The sequence below is a fragment of the Candidatus Komeilibacteria bacterium CG_4_10_14_0_2_um_filter_37_10 genome (assembly GCA_002793075.1).
Lineage (GTDB): Bacteria > Patescibacteriota > Patescibacteriia > UBA1558 > UBA1558 > UM-FILTER-37-10.
Genome location: PFPO01000025.1, coordinates 1 through 15,534, shown reverse-complemented (window position 1 = coordinate 15,534; position 15,534 = coordinate 1). Strand labels below are relative to the sequence as shown.

The window sequence follows — 15,534 nt, the reverse complement described above, 5'->3', positions numbered from 1 at the left end:
ACCGAATGGATTATTTACCGTCAAGGCAAATTTGCCGCCAAGATTAAATACATTTTTTTGGCCATTGATGTACCCAAAGACAATGAGCAATCACCCAAAGCTGTTGAGCATTTGATGACCAATTTAGCCGGTGGTCATATGCCCCTGAGTAAATGGGAAGAGTGGTGGGATGGAGCTTTTCAGCTGTGTTTTTCTTTGGAAATTGTTTCCATTGATGGCTACATCCAATTTATTATCCGAACACCGGAACATTGGCGCGATATGGTGGAAGCTGCCGTTTATGCGCAATACCCCGAAGCGGAGATTATGGAAGTTGATGACTATACTAAAGATATACCGGATAAATTTCCTAATACCGAGTATAATTTTTGGGCCTCAGAATTGGCCTTAGTAAAGAATGAGGCTTTTCCTATTAGATCTTATGTGGAGTTTGAACACTCATTAACTCAGGAATTAAAAGATCCAATGGCCGCATTACTGGAAATTTATTCGCGTATTGGTATGGGTGAACAGATGTGGTTTCAAATAATTGTTAAACCGACAGATGATAAATGGAAGGATGCAGCCCAAAAAGTTGTGAGTAAATTAATTGGTGAAAAAGTAGCAGTCAAAGAAAATATCTTGGATAAAATTATCAGTTTTTTTAGCAGTATTTTTCAAGACATTATCAATAGTTTGGCCGGTGTTGAATTTTCTCCACCCGTAGTTAAAAAAGATGACGCTGTCAATAAATTACTATTCATGTCACCCGGTGCCAGAAAAACATTGGAGCTGGTAGAATATAAAATGTCAAAATTAGGTTTTTATTGTAAAATACGCGTTGCTTATGTTGGCAAATTAGCAGTTTTTAATAAAGCGACCAGAGTCAGTAATTTCTTCTCCGCTATCAAACAGTACAACGCGCTGAACGCTAACGCTTTAAAACCATCCAAGTTTACTACTAAAGCATTGTATTTCTTTGTTAAACGACGAGTAATAAATAAACAAAATAAGTTAATGCAAGCGTATAAAAGTCGTAGTATTTGGCAAGGTATGTCATCTTATATTCTAAATATTGAAGAACTAGCTACACTTTACCATTTTCCAGCGAGTATTATTAAAGTACCATTATTAAAGAAAACAGAATCTAAAAAAGCCGAGCCACCTTCGCAGTTACCATTTAGTGGTGTGGAAAATGAAAATCAGGTGGATCATTATATGGTTAGTAACGAAGTTGTCGAACCTGAGGCTATCGCTGAAACCGACCAGCAGTTTTTGCCAGATAGTTTGCAGAATTATCAGTTTGACAATAAATATTTTGAGAATAAATTCGCTAAACAGAATGATCAATCAATTATCAACGAAAAAGAGGCTAGTCCTGATCATTTGCCACCTAATTTGCCAATTGTAAAATAAAAAATGAATGAAGACTATAAAAAAATGGAGGAAGAGATTGTTGCTTTTGGGCAAACTAATTTTCGTAATGTCGTGCGAAAATTTGGTATTCGCGTGAAAGATCGCCGTAATCACATGTATTTGGTGGGCAAAACTGGTGTCGGAAAATCTACCTTATTGGAAAATATGATTGTTCAAGATATCAAAGCCGGCCGTGGCGTGGCTGTTGTCGATCCGCATGGTGATTTGGTAGAAAAAGTAGTGAACTATGTACCACCGAGTCGTATTAATGATGTTATTTATTTTAATCCAGCCGATATTGAGTTCCCTTTTGCTTTTAATGTTTTGGAAAAGGTCAATAAGGAGCAGCAGCATTTAGTGGCTTCTGGCTTGATCGGTGTTTTCAAAAAAATCTGGGCTGATACATGGGGACCGCGTTTGGAGTATGTTTTGCGTAATGCTATTTTAGCTTTGTTAGAATTTCCCGATTCCACATTACTAGGAATTATGAAAATGTTGGTAGATAAAGACTTTCGCAAAAAAGTAGTCGGGCAAATATCGGATCCGATGGTGAAATCATTTTGGGTGGATGAGTATGAAAAGTATAAGGGTAATTTTCAGGTAGAAGCTATTGCTCCTATTCAAAATAAAGTTGGTGCTTTTTTATCATCCTTTTTGGTACGTAATATTGTTGGTCAAATAAAATCCAGTATTGATTTACGAGAAGTCATGGACAATCGTAAAATTTTATTACTAAACTTATCCAAAGGCAGAATTGGTGAAGATAATTCCGCTTTATTAGGAGCGATGATGATCACTAAATTACAAATGGCCGCTATGAGTAGAGTAGATATCCCAGAACACGAGCGTAAAGACTTTTATATGTATATTGATGAGTTTCAAAACTTTGCCACGGAGTCTTTTGCTGATATTTTATCGGAAGCTCGTAAATATCACCTATGTATGACTTTGGCGCATCAATACCGCGAACAGCTGGATGAACGTGTCCAGGCAGCAATTTTTGGCAACGTTGGCACCTTGGTTGTCTATCGCGTTGGTGCTGATGATGCTGAATTTCTGGAAAAGGAGTTTGAACCGCAGTTTATGAAAAACGATCTGGTAAATCTTAATAAGTTTAATTTCTATATTAAATTGATGATTGATGGCATTACTTCACCAGCCTTTTCTGCCATGGGATTATTACCTCTAGCAAAATCAGATCTCGATACGGAAACTATCAACAAAGTCGTCAAAGTCACGCGCGAGCGATACTGTCGCCCGCGAGATGTTATTGAAGATAAGATTTCCCGTTGGAGTGCAGCTTCCAATGTCGAGGAGGGAGAATTATCAAGCACTGATTCGTCTGATGGTGAGCGAGAAACGAAACCCGGCATTCAAGCCAACTGCGATAGTTGTGGCAAGGAAACCATGGTTCCTTTTGCTCCCGATGGTATCCGGCCTATTTTTTGCTCTGATTGTTTGAAATTATTTAAAGCCGGTAAAATAAAGCGTGAAGATATTAAGGTTAAATCTGTCGCTCCGACAGTGGCCCCAGCAATTGATAGCGCCAATGACCCGGTTATTTCTTTAACTGATGTCTTGCAAAAAAAGGTAGTTAGTTTCAAAAAATAATTAAGTTATCAATATTTTTAGGTATGGTATAATAGAACCATAACCTATTTTTTATATGTCATTATCTTCAGTTATATCAGATATTAAGAAAATTAAAATTCAAGGCGCCACCAATATTGCCAAGCAAGGATTATTGGCATTATCCTCAGAAGTAAATAGCAATATGTCGATGAATCAAAGCCAGTTGCTATTTTACTGTGATCAGCTAGCGGGTAGTAGACCAACGGAACCGTTATTGCATAACGGCCTGGCTTATATATTGCAAAATAGTAATGTCCAGAAAGAGCAAATAGCCGCTATGGTTAGTAGAAGCGTCGCTGACTATCTAACAACCATACAGAAAAGTGAAGACTTAATCATTCAGTATGGTCAGAAATTAATTAAACCACAAGATCAAATAATGACTCATTGTCACTCATCGTTAGTGGCAAAGATATTGACAGTAGCTCAACAAAATAACAATTTGCGAGTGATTAATACGGAAACCAGGCCACTTTATCAAGGAAGAATTACAGCTGGAGAACTTGTAGCAGCAGGCATCACAGTATCTACAATAGTTGATTCGTTAGCAGCGGCCATTATCTTTAATCAGCAAAAGAACAATAAAATCCACAAAATAATCATTGGTGCTGATGCTTTGAGTTGGCAAGGTGATGTTTATAATAAAGTTGGTAGTTTTTCTTTAGCCTTGGCAGCTAAATACGCTAAAGTGCCGTTTTACGTTGCTACGGAGTCACTGAAAATTGATAGCGATAACCAAATTATTATTGAACGGCGTAGTTCAGAAGAAGTATGGCCGGACAAACCACAGCAAGTTCAGATAATAAATCCGGCTTTTGATTATATCCCGGCCAAATATATTAGCGGTATTATTACTGAATTTGGTATTATTCATCCTACCAAACTAAAGTTGTTAGTGAAAAAAAATTATCCCTGGTTAATAATTAAAAAGAAGTAAATGTACAATCAGTATAATTTCAATTGGTTAAATAAGAAAATCAACAGTAACAATTATCTAGTAGTTGATTTTTATTTTACTAGTAAATTGCCTTTTAATGAGGCAGCACACGCGATTGCTGGCGAAAGTTCTATCGGTACTTGGACCAAAATCGGTGGTTTGACTAAAGCGCAATATCAAAAATTGTCACCCAAGATTATTCAGCAGAAGCAAAAGCAGGGGATAGTACGGATTGCTTATCCCTTAGCTCTTTTTGAGTTCAATAATTTACCGCAATTTTTATCTAGTATTGTGGGCAATATTTTTTCCATGAAGGTTGTTGAGCAATTACGTCTATTAAGCATTAAGTTTCCTGATCAGTATCTTAATTCTTTTGCTGGTCCAGCTTTTGGCATTTCCGGAATCCGCAAACTATTAAAGATTCACAAGCGCCCAATTATCGGTTCGATTGTTAAACCAAAGGTGGGCTTTAATGCCCAAGAACAAGCTGATGCTGCATATACACTCTGGTCCAATGGTGTTGACGTTGTTAAAGATGATGAAAATTTAACCAGTTTAGCCTTTAATAAGTTTGATGATCGGGCTAAGTACTTACTGCTCAATCTAAAAAAAGCGGAAAAGAAGACTGGTCAGAAAAAAATGGCCATCATTAATATCACCGCTCCCTACCAAGAAGCTTTACGGCGAGCTCGATTAATCAAAAAATTAGGTGGCACTTGTATGATGGTAGATGTGGTAGCTATGGGCATTTCCGCGATCCAATCTTTACGCCAGGAAAATTTACAACTAGTAATGCATGGTCATCGCGCTGGACACTCACTATTTACTCGTAATGAGCATCACGGCATGACGATGTATGCTTATGCTCAATTATTACGATTAGCTGGAATCGATCAGCTACACACCGGTACTATTGTTGGTAAGATGGATGGTATCAAGAAGGAAATTCAAGAGATTGATCTTTTTTTAAAAAGTAAGTTTGGTAAGCTACTTCCAGTAATGCCTATTGCCTCTGGCGGATTACATCCAGCTTTAATCACCGACTTGATTAAATATTTAGGTAATGATGTTATTATCAATTTTGGTGGTGGTATTTTCGGTCACCCTTCCGGTGTGGCAGCTGGCGCTCAAGCCGCCCAAGCTGCAATCATGGCAGTCAGTCGTGGTATTGATCTAAAAACAGCGGCAAAAACCCATAGCTTTTTAGCTGAGGCTTTGAAATTTTGGCATAATTAAAAAATAATTAAACATAAAAGAATCATGGTTACACCATATTATTTGAAAGTAAAAAAACTAGATTTTACCGCTGGCTCTAAATTAATAGTACTGATAAATGAAGAGGAGGCTTATCATTTCGGCATTCATGCTGGTGACAAAGTATCGATTTGCTGGCGGGGAAAAAAGAAATTAGTTGTGGATATCAATTTATCCGATAAGCAAATCAAACCAGGCGAAATCGGTATGTACGAAGAAATTTGGCGGAAAAACTCCATGGAAAACAATGAAATTGTGGAAATGACTGTTCTCGGTAGGCCAGCTTCAATTCAAGCCATTAAGAAAAAATTATTAGGACATCCTTTAACCAAAGAAGACGCCAGGTCAATCGTTGAGGATATTGCGACTAATCGTATTTCCAGTACAGAAATTGCTTACTTTGTCGCTGCGACTTTTTTGTATTCCTATACTGACGATGAACTATATTATATGACCAAGTCAGTAGCGGAAACCGGTGAGATAATTAAGTATAGTGGTACGGTTGTTGATAAGCACTCAGTTGGTGGTATTGCTGGTAATCGCACAACGATGGTCGTTATTCCGATTATTGCTAGTTTGGGACTGAAGATTCCTAAGACCAGTTCGCGAGCAATCACTTCGCCGGCCGGTACCGCTGATACCATGGAAGTTTTAGCACCAGTTAGCTTGTCTGCAGTGGAAATGAAAGAAGTAGTGAAAAAAACTAATGCCTGTATGATTTGGGGCGGTAGTTTTAATCTGGCGCCAGCAGATGACAAGATGTTAAAAGTTACTTATCCACTATCGCTGGAGCCCTATGACAAAATGATCGTCTCGGTTATGGCCAAAAAAGTAGCAACGAACGTCAAATATTTGGTGATTGATATGCCAGTGGGCGATACAGCCAAAATACTCGACATGGCTACCGCCGATATGTTAGAAAAGAAATTTATTTATGTGGCTAAAAGATTTGGTATTAAGATCAAGGTATTTAAAAATATTGGCTTAGATCCTATTGGTCAAGGTATTGGACCAACCCTAGAAGCACGCGACGTCTTACGCGTACTACAACAGAAAGAAGGTCGGCCGATGGATCTAGAAGAGAAATCGTTAGAGTTAGCTGCTGAGCTATATAATTTGGTGAAAAATATTGGCATGGCAAAAGCTCGGAAAGAAGTAGCTCTGGCATTATCATCGGGTAAAGCTTGGTCGAAAATGAAAGAGATAATAAAAGCACAAGGCGGTCAAGAAAAAATAGATTCCGAAGGTATTGAATTAGGCAATGTTACTCATTCCATCAAGGCAACTAAATCAGGCGAGGTAATCAAAACAGATAATAAAAATATTAATGCCTTATGTCGTATTCTTGGCGCACCGCTGGATAAAAAAGCTGGAATTTATTTAGAGGCCGAGTATGGTAAGAAAGTAGTGGCTGGACAAAGTATATATACTTTTTATGCTAGCAATGAACAGAGAATGGCTTTGGCCTTGGCAGCTGTAGATAAACTCAAAATATTTACCATCAAATAAAATGAAAAACGGTCTACTGGGTAGGCCGTTTTTTATCAATGTAGAAATTACCACTATCATCTTTTTGAATAATCTTTTTATCCACTGGTTTGCTTTGTTCCTTTATTGGTATTTGCCAGTCAGTAGCATATTGACCTAAGCCCTGACGTTGGAAGATATTATTTTTGCGTACACTTTTACGAGTCCACAAGAGAACATCGGTAAATTCCAGTCGATAACGATCACGTACTAATAAGTAAGGCAATTCTTTATTCTTAATTGCTAGCCTAATTGTTTTCGTTGATAAGCCAAATAGTTTACTGGCTTCTGATATTGATATTTTCATGATTAAAAGTATAGAATGTTCTACACCTTTATGTCAATTAACTACATTGACAATCACCCGCAAATATGATAATTATAGTTAGTATTACTCAATCTAAATAAAATCGTAGATATACACAGGGGTCTTGTTGGTATATAAATAGATTTTTTCTGTATTTTTTGTATAATACTGGGCACTGTAACAATGATTAAATAACACCGTCTTAAACAATGTCTAAGGAAAATTTAAAAGATCGAATATTAGTACTACGAGCACGTTTAGGCAATAAAGCCGCTTTTGGCGAGCTTTATAATAAGTACGTCAATAAGCTTTATCGATTTGTTTATTTCAAAGTAAATGATACTGAGCTAACCCAGGATATAATCGCGCAAACGTTTCTGAAATTCTGGGAACTGATAGTTAAAGAAAAGAGAATTAGTGAAATACAGGCATTACTGTATCAAATAGCCAAAAATCTAGTAATCGATAGTTACCGTGAGAAAAGTAATCAACCACTACCATTGCTGTACGATACTGAAGGCGAGGTTGATCCGGCATTAATAGTTGAATTTGATTTACATGCCAAAATTGATTCTCAGCTAGTCCACCGTGCTTTAGAGCAAATTAATAATGCTGATTATAAAGAAGTCATAGTTCTCCGATACATCGAAGGATTATCAATCACTGAAATAGCTAAGATCACTGATAAGAGTACGGGCAACATCCGAATATTAAATCATCGAGCACTGGCTGAGTTGAAAAAAATATTACACGATTATTTATAAATATGGATATCCTGATTGACCAATTAAATAAAATGAAATCAACCGGACCAGACCAGGCCTGGGTTGTTAGCTGTCGGGAAAAGGTTTTATCCCATATTGAGTGTTCTAGTTTGACTATTGGTCAGAGAATAATGTCCCGTTTAAATATTTCTGGTGATTATTTACTATTATCACCGGTTAAAGTATTAACTGTTTTATTTTTAACAGTTATTATTTTTAGTTCTAGTTTAATGGCCAAGGCTTCTCTACCGGGAAGTATTTTTTATCCTAGTCGAGTAATTATTGAAAGGGTGGAGCTATTGTTAGCCACTAACTCTATTAGTGAAGCTAAAATTCTTAACAAACATCTACGCCAGAAATTATCCGATCTGAAGCAACTGGCTAGCCAAGAGGGAGATGGCCAAAATGTTCAGGGTATGGCCAAAAGAATTGAACAAGATTTATCGGCAGCTATTACCAGTTTGGATATTGCCAAGACCGAAACTAATTCTGATTCCGAGCTGGGTCAGGTAGCTTTGGATATTAATGATAATATTAAAAACACCTCCGCTATTATCCAGGAAGCTAAGACGGAAAATATCAATCCGGAAACCATGACAGTATTGAATGAAGTATTGCAATCAACAGCCAGTGCGGAAGATAAAACCTTACAATTACTAGTCAAAATGTATAATGACAATCAAATTACCGCCGAAGAAACTGTGAGTAAACTGATTGCCATTATTAATGATCAATTAATTAAAGCCAGCGAACAGATTCAGCTTCGTTCAACGCAAGTAGCGGATGATGATCGGGAGAATAGTTATGGGCAGATTCGGACGGCTGGTAATATGTTGCAAGAAGCGAGAAAACTGGCAGCGGAGAAGCAGTACAGTTTGGCCGCTGATAAACTGTCACAGATTAAAGAATTGATTAACAAAATAGAACTAAAGTAAGATGGGCTATTTGGCCGATGACTGATTTTCAATATTATTATTGAAACAATCAGTGATCTGCTAAAAAAGTAGATCAAGTTATTTAACAACAATTGGTCATTATTATTAATCTTTAAGGTTAATAATAATGTCCTTTGTTATAAACACTTATTAGTTCTCTTTTCTTCACCACTAAGGTGATGGGCACCAAGATTGGGGACAATAAAGGTCGAGATGAATTAGTCATCATTGATCTTGAGCTTGGCTCGTATCTGCCTTTCGGCAGGTTTACCTAACATTTTAGGAAGATAGAAGCTAGTAAGTATAAAAGGAGATTTATTTAATATGTTTAAAAAGCTAATAGTTGTTACTGTTGCTGTAGCTACCATCGCCACTTTAGGCGTTGGCTTTGTTGCACCTGATGTAGCACAAGCTGCTAGTGCTGGTTCACTCGTTAAGGGTCCAAACAGCCAAGCTGTCTACTACATTGGCGCGAATAACAAGAAGTATGTCTTTCCAGATGCTAAGACTTATTTCTCTTGGTATACAAATTTCAACAATGTTCAACTTTTGACCGTTGCTGAACTTGATACCTATACTGACGGTGGTATGATTTTATATCGCCCAGGTACAAAAATGATTACCCACCCAAATACTGCTAAAGTATACGTGGTGGAAGATGGTGGAGCTATTCGTTGGGTATCTAGCGAAGCAGTTGCCGCCGGACTATTTGGCGCAAATTGGAATCAACGTATCAATGATATTTCGGAAGTATTTTTTCCGAACTATGCTATTGGTGCTGATTTAACGAGCGCTACTGATTTACCAGCAGGTTCTTTAGTAAAAGCATCTGACGGTACAACCATCTACTTGATCAGTGGTGGTAAGAAAAGACCTTTTGCATCCATGGATGCCTTAACTGCTAACGGATATAGTTCAGCCAATTTATTGACTGTTGCCGCAGCAACTCTAACGAGTTATGCTGATGGAACATCCGTTACGGGCGCCGAGAGCTCTCTCATGGATACATCACAAGGTGTTACCGAAGGCATTGTGCCACTAGGCGGTGCTTTAACCGTTTCTGCTGGCTCTATGCCAGCTGCTACTAGCATTGTTGCTGGTGGTAATACTAATGGTGCTCAAGCTTTAGTCCCAGTAATGAATATCAATTTCACTGCTGGTGCAAATGCTGCCATGGTAAAAACCGTAAAATTGAAAAAGATTGGTTTACTTAGCGATACCTATGTCCTTAACGTTTATTTGTATGAGGGCAATACTCGTTTAGCAACCATGAATTCAATTTCTTCTGGCGTTGTTACTTTTAACAGTGCCAATGGTTTATTTACCGTTAATGCTGGTCAAGCTAAGACTGTAACTGTCAAAATGGATTTGGAAGACAGCGCCGGCTCTGGCAATACCGTTGCTTTCTCTTTGGAGAGCGCAGCTGATGTCACCACCGACGGTGGTGCAGTTAGCGGAACTTTCCCATTAACTGGAAACTACATGACTGTAGCTACAGTTTCTGACTTAGGATTATTGACCGTTGGTGCTTCTGTAGTACCATCGGGAACCACTACTGCTAATGCTGAGGATAACTATGAAATGGTTAGAGTCAGTTTTGCAGCAACCAATCAAGATTTGGAAATCTCATATTTGAGATTTACCAATATCGGTTCTGTCACCCCTGGTGATTTACAGAATCTAAAATTGATGGTTGGTGGCGTGCAGTATGGCACAACCCTAGCTCAAGAGGATGGTGACAGTGCCATTGCTTTTGATGTGTCAGCCAATCCAATTGTTTTAACATCTGGTCAAACCAAGAACGTTAGCGTTTATGGTGATATCAAGAAAGGTTCTTCTAGAACTTTCCGTTGGTCATTACAAGACGCTTCTGATATCGTGGTCAAGGACAAGATGTACAATGTAAGTATTTTCCCAAAGCCAAGTGGTGGAACTGCTGGCGTTTGGACAGTAGTACAAGCTGGTGGTGCAACAACCATTAATGCCGGTACCATGACTGTTACCAAAGCCACTGATTCGCCAACTGCCAATATTGCTGATGCTGCTACCAATGTTACCATTGGCAAGTGGGCACTAAAGGCAACTGGTGAAGATGTCAAAGTTAATACTTTAACTTATGATATTACTGGTTCTGATACCACCGACAATCTAAAGAATGTAAAATTATTCTTAGACGGTGTACAGGTTGGAACATCCACAACAACCGCAGTAGCTGATGGTACTGATTACGCCATTTCCATGGGTAATTCTATGACCATTCCCGCTGGGACAACCAAGTATTTAACTATGGTTGTTGACACAACTAATTCAACAGTTGCCAGTGCTGCTACTTTCTACGGCCGTTTAGTTGCTGGTTCTTCTAATGGACAAGCAACTGCATCCAAGTCTTCAATCAATGTTCCTGGTTCAAATACCGCAGCCAATACTTTGACCGTTGCTGCTGGTTCTTTGACCTCTGCTAAGAATCCAGCCATTGCTAACATTACCGCCGTGCAAGGCTCCACTAATGTGAAGCTAGCTTCTTGGGTAATAACAGCAGGTGCTGCTGAAGGCATTGATGTATCTTCTATTGTTGTCAAAACCAACAATGGTACATTAGATGGCGCTTCTACTGGAGCTTTTGGTGATTCTTTTGCCAATGTCTCTCTCTGGAACAGTGCTAAAACTGTACAATATGGTCAGACCATTTCTACTCCATCAACCTCAGTTTCTGGTAGCAATACCTTCAATATCAACAATTTGTCCATTACAGCCGGACAAAGCGTAGTTATTGAGCTTTGGGGCGATGCATTATCTAATGCTGACGCTAATTGGACAGACGGTGATGGCACCGAGATTGATAGCGTAACTGGTACCGGCAAAACAACTGCCGCATCAGTTAGCGATTCAACTGGTGGCGTTGGCCAAACCCTAACAGCTGCTACTGCCGGTACTTTAACAGTGGCAGTATCTGCTTCACCAACAAATCCAAATTCTAAGATTTTGGTGATGGGTTCAACTGACAATATTGTTGGTTCTTGGAAATTTAGTGCTTCCAACGTAGAAGATTTGAAGATTTCTCAAATCTTACTATCAGAAATTCACGGTGATGATACTCCGGGTAATATTGCTTCAGTGAGTTTGTATGTTGATAACGTTTTAGTTGGTGGTCCAGTGCCATTACTCTCTGGTTCACCTGATACAGCTACTTTCAGCGATCTAAATATCACCATCGCAAAGAATGGTTATAAGCATATCGTTGTTAAGGCCAATATCAGTGATTCCTCTAATGCTACTACCAATAAGAGCGCTCAATTCAGAATTAGCACCCCAGCAGCCATTACTGGCGCAGCCGCCAATAATATCATTGCTAAGGGCTCTACTTCTAACCAGTTTGCCGCATTAGCTGCCGCATCAACAAACTATGATGCTAGTGCTCACACTACTTATAAGACTAAAGTTACCGTTGCTATGGCTTCTGATACCCCAACCGGATATCAAATACCAGGGCAGCAAGTCAATGCTTTGAAGTTCTCCGTCACAGCTGATGCTGCTGGCGATGCAACTATCAATAGCTTGAAGTTCACTGTTAATACAAGTTCAGCTACCATCAGTGATGGTGATGCTACATTGTATGACGTGCTGGACTATGGTACTGCTTTGGCTACTTTAAGTGGTGCAACATTTGCTAATGCCACTGAGTACACTCTGACTGTTTCTACCGCTATTACAGTTCCTGCTGGCACAACCAGAACTTTCATGTTGAAGGCTGATACTGCTGGTATGAGTACAGCTGCAATAGAAACCTTCCAAATCGTCATCAATCCAACCTCATTAGATACAGAGTTTGGATGGCGTGATGGTGTTTACAATTCAGATATTACCAGTGCTACTTTGACTACAACTTTCCCATTAACCGGTGGAACGTTGCAATCAAAAGTTAACTAATATTACTATTAGTTTAACTAGATCAATGTCAGATAGTTAATTCATCAGATTATCAGGTAAGTAGGGTAACCGAAAACTAGATATTAATGATCAGTTAATTTAAAAGACTAGATCATAAAAACACCTTCTCCTAGTTCTACTAGGGTCAAAGAGGGTGTTTTTATTTTGGTGGAAGTCAGGAGCAGGGAAGCAGGGGAAATCAAGTTAATGATGGTAACAAACGGGGTTTGCCCGCCAAAGGCGGGTCCGCCATTGGCGGAAGCTAGCGCTCTAGGCTATGGTCACATAAAGCCTTTGTCACTTCTCCCCGCCCAGCCAAAGGCTGGGCGGGGAGAAGTCTCTCGCGCATGCGAGAAAATATCGTGTGTTTTTCCTACTCCATCTAACGGGGAGGGATCAGGCCACCAGTAATTGCTTGTAGCAGCGCGCTTTGTATTAGAAGATTAACGTTTGTTACTCGCATCTTGCTTATCGTCAGGGATGTAGTAAACGCTATTAATAAAGAAAGAACATTGACCGCTCAGACAAGCTGAGAGACTTCTCCTCTCCAGCTATACAGCGGTGGTGGATGTAGGAAACGTTTTTATTAATTAAAGTACTTTCACCGCTCAGACAAGCTGAGAGACTCCTCCTCATCCGCCAAGGGCGGACTCGTCGGAGTGACAAATGGGATGTGGCTTGATGTGACAGACGCGGTTTGCCCGCCTTTGGCGGGTCCACCTCCTCGCCACGCTAGCGCTTGCGCAGCGGGTGGTGGAAGCCTAACGCTAGAATTAGGGAAACATAGTTTTTGATACTGCGTCTTGAATATATTGACGAAATTGGTTAAAATGGAAGCAAATAATTAATATTGGAACTATGAAGAAAACATATTTGTTAAGTATTTTGGTAGTTTTATTGATTTTAGGCGGAGGAGCATATTATTACTATCAGTATGGATCTAATTCTGTAGAAATTGCGGTAGACGATTCTCAAATTACTTTTCAGCAAGACTTAATACAATGGCAAAGACCAGTGACTCTGACCGCTGAGCAAAAAAAAATATTTGCGGATCGGATAGACGCTGCTCAGCAGAAAATTGTCAAAGGCGAGGATTTGTATGGTGCTTATTTAGCCTCAGCTGTTAATAAGCTCGGCTTAGGTGACCTCTCTGGCGCTTTAGCGGATTATCAGAAGGCTGCAGCAATTAATCCCAAAACTTATATTATTTGGAATAATATTGGAAATGTTTATCGTGATGCTCATGATTATAGCAATGCTGAACAGAGTTACTTAAAAGGTATTGAAGTAGCACCAGACTTTCCAGAAAACTATTTGTCTCTGCTAGATTTGTATCGCTATCAATCAAATTTGGACAATAAACAACTAGAGCGAAAATATCTGGAATATATGGATAAAAATGACACCATGGAATTAAAAGCTACTTATAGCAAATTCCTGGAGGATAATAAAAGGTATGACGAAGCTATCCTGATGTGGGAAAATTATTTAAAGATAAAGAAGGACAATCCTGACGTTTTACAATATTTAGAATATTTGAGAGGTGAAAAGAGTAACAGTTTTCAGTAATTGATTGCACCCGAAGTCATTTTGTTTTATAATAATAACATTACTTGTGGATAACTAATAATTGTTTATTTAGTTCGCCACCTAGAATTTATCGTAAAATTTAATTGATTGTTTAGTCGTTTATTACTCGTGTCAAAATTGATATTAAAATTGGTAACAGTTATATTACCCACGAAATTGAGCTAGTTTTAGATCAATTTTAATTTTATAAATAATTTGATAAATAATTTATAACAAATAGTACGCTACTTATTGAAAACAAAAATTACTAAAATTAAAAACTAGATTTTATCATTTATTACTATTTAAGGCAGTTTAACTCTTGTGTCTTGAGCAGTAAAATTGTATAATTTCTGCAGTTGCTGATAAATGAAAAATAAAAAAAATACCAAAAAATATATATTTTTTAATCAAACCACTTTTTGTGCTGTTTGATTTTTTAGCATTATTATTTAATTTTAATATATTTAATTTAATAACAAAAAAAGATTAGTCAGGTTTGTACTATGGAAACAGCGAATTCCCCAAGTACACTCTGGATAAAACTAGTCTCTAAGAGTAATTTATAAAAAAAATATGACAAACCTATTAAAAAATAAAATGTCGAGCAAAATTCTGATTGTAGCGCTATTAACCATAGCACTCGTCGGAGGAGTATTCATTCCTACTGAACCAGCTGCAGCCGCTATTAGCGGCGGTACTGTTGCTGGTAATGCAGCTGCTGATCTAGTAGTAAATACTAGCGGTGCTGATTATAATGTAACTTTTGATACTGATATTGCAGCTACTGCTGATTCGTTATGGGTAATATTTCCTGTTGGTTATACTATAACTGACGGTGATTTAACAACGGCAGCGGTTTCCGATGGTACAATTGCCAGTAGAATTTTAGTCAATGGCGTCAGCCGAGCAGTAAATAACGTAACTGGTGATGCCGCCAATCGTAAGATTACCATTGTCTTAAACGCTGCTATTGATTTAGGAACAGGAACGGGTACTAGCTTTCGAATTTTAACAGGTATTCAAAATCGGACCACGGCCGGGAATACTGGTACTTTTACGATTGATTCTAATGCGACCGCCGAAGTTGAGCAAGCTAATGTAGCAGCTGTCACGCTGACATCTGGACCAGTACATCACTTAAAGGTTACAGCTGCTTCAGCCACTCCCACAGCTGGTGCCGACGATGAGTTGACTGTTACGGCTTATGATCAATGGGATAATGTTTGTTCTGCCGGAGCGAACGCCTATACTGGCGCTAAAGATTTAACATTCTCTGGGTTAGCT

At 38.5% G+C, this 15,534-nt stretch carries 12 protein-coding genes; 11 read left to right on the top strand and 1 reads right to left on the bottom strand.

Features of this window, described 5'->3' with window-relative positions:
* The 5 genes from COX77_01435 to COX77_01415 all read left to right on the top strand — a co-directional run.
* Positions 1 to 1,395: hypothetical protein (locus COX77_01435; protein PIZ99490.1), on the top strand; the 1,395-nt coding region annotated here is incomplete at its 5' end.
* Positions 1,396 to 1,419: 24 nt separating this feature from the next.
* Positions 1,420 to 3,006, top strand: a complete 1,587-nt coding sequence (locus COX77_01430) for a hypothetical protein (protein PIZ99491.1) — start codon at positions 1,420 to 1,422, stop codon at positions 3,004 to 3,006.
* 55 nt (positions 3,007 to 3,061) lie between these two features.
* Positions 3,062 to 3,964 (top strand): hypothetical protein, encoded by a 903-nt coding sequence (locus COX77_01425; GenBank protein ID PIZ99489.1) that lies wholly within the window; start codon positions 3,062 to 3,064, stop codon positions 3,962 to 3,964.
* Positions 3,965 to 5,200, top strand: coding sequence for a ribulose-bisphosphate carboxylase large subunit (locus tag COX77_01420; GenBank protein PIZ99488.1), 1,236 nt, complete (start codon positions 3,965 to 3,967; stop codon positions 5,198 to 5,200). It abuts the gene before it with no gap.
* A 24-nt stretch (positions 5,201 to 5,224) separates the two neighbouring features.
* Complete coding sequence (locus tag COX77_01415; protein PIZ99487.1) at positions 5,225 to 6,727, top strand: thymidine phosphorylase; 1,503 nt, start codon at positions 5,225 to 5,227, stop codon at positions 6,725 to 6,727.
* Positions 6,728 to 6,740: 13 nt separating this feature from the next.
* Here the strand turns inward: COX77_01415 and COX77_01410 are convergent, their stop codons facing one another.
* Positions 6,741 to 7,052, bottom strand: coding sequence for a hypothetical protein (locus COX77_01410; protein PIZ99486.1), 312 nt, complete (start codon positions 7,050 to 7,052; stop codon positions 6,741 to 6,743).
* A 209-nt stretch (positions 7,053 to 7,261) separates the two neighbouring features.
* Here COX77_01410 and COX77_01405 point away from each other — a divergent pair, with 209 nt between their 5' ends.
* From COX77_01405 to COX77_01380, 6 genes are all read left to right on the top strand, one after another.
* On the top strand, positions 7,262 to 7,816 hold the full coding sequence (locus tag COX77_01405) for a hypothetical protein (protein PIZ99485.1): 555 nt from the start codon (positions 7,262 to 7,264) through the stop codon (positions 7,814 to 7,816).
* 2 nt (positions 7,817 to 7,818) lie between these two features.
* On the top strand, positions 7,819 to 8,751 hold the full coding sequence (locus tag COX77_01400) for a hypothetical protein (protein ID PIZ99484.1): 933 nt from the start codon (positions 7,819 to 7,821) through the stop codon (positions 8,749 to 8,751).
* Between the two features lie 324 nt (positions 8,752 to 9,075).
* Positions 9,076 to 12,678, top strand: coding sequence for a hypothetical protein (locus COX77_01395; protein ID PIZ99483.1), 3,603 nt, complete (start codon positions 9,076 to 9,078; stop codon positions 12,676 to 12,678).
* A gap of 207 nt (positions 12,679 to 12,885) precedes the next feature.
* Positions 12,886 to 13,089, top strand: coding sequence for a hypothetical protein (locus COX77_01390; protein ID PIZ99482.1), 204 nt, complete (start codon positions 12,886 to 12,888; stop codon positions 13,087 to 13,089).
* Positions 13,090 to 13,536: 447 nt separating this feature from the next.
* Complete coding sequence (locus COX77_01385) at positions 13,537 to 14,247, top strand: hypothetical protein (protein ID PIZ99481.1); 711 nt, start codon at positions 13,537 to 13,539, stop codon at positions 14,245 to 14,247.
* A 576-nt stretch (positions 14,248 to 14,823) separates the two neighbouring features.
* Positions 14,824 to 15,534: hypothetical protein (locus COX77_01380; protein ID PIZ99480.1), on the top strand; the 711-nt coding region annotated here is incomplete at its 3' end.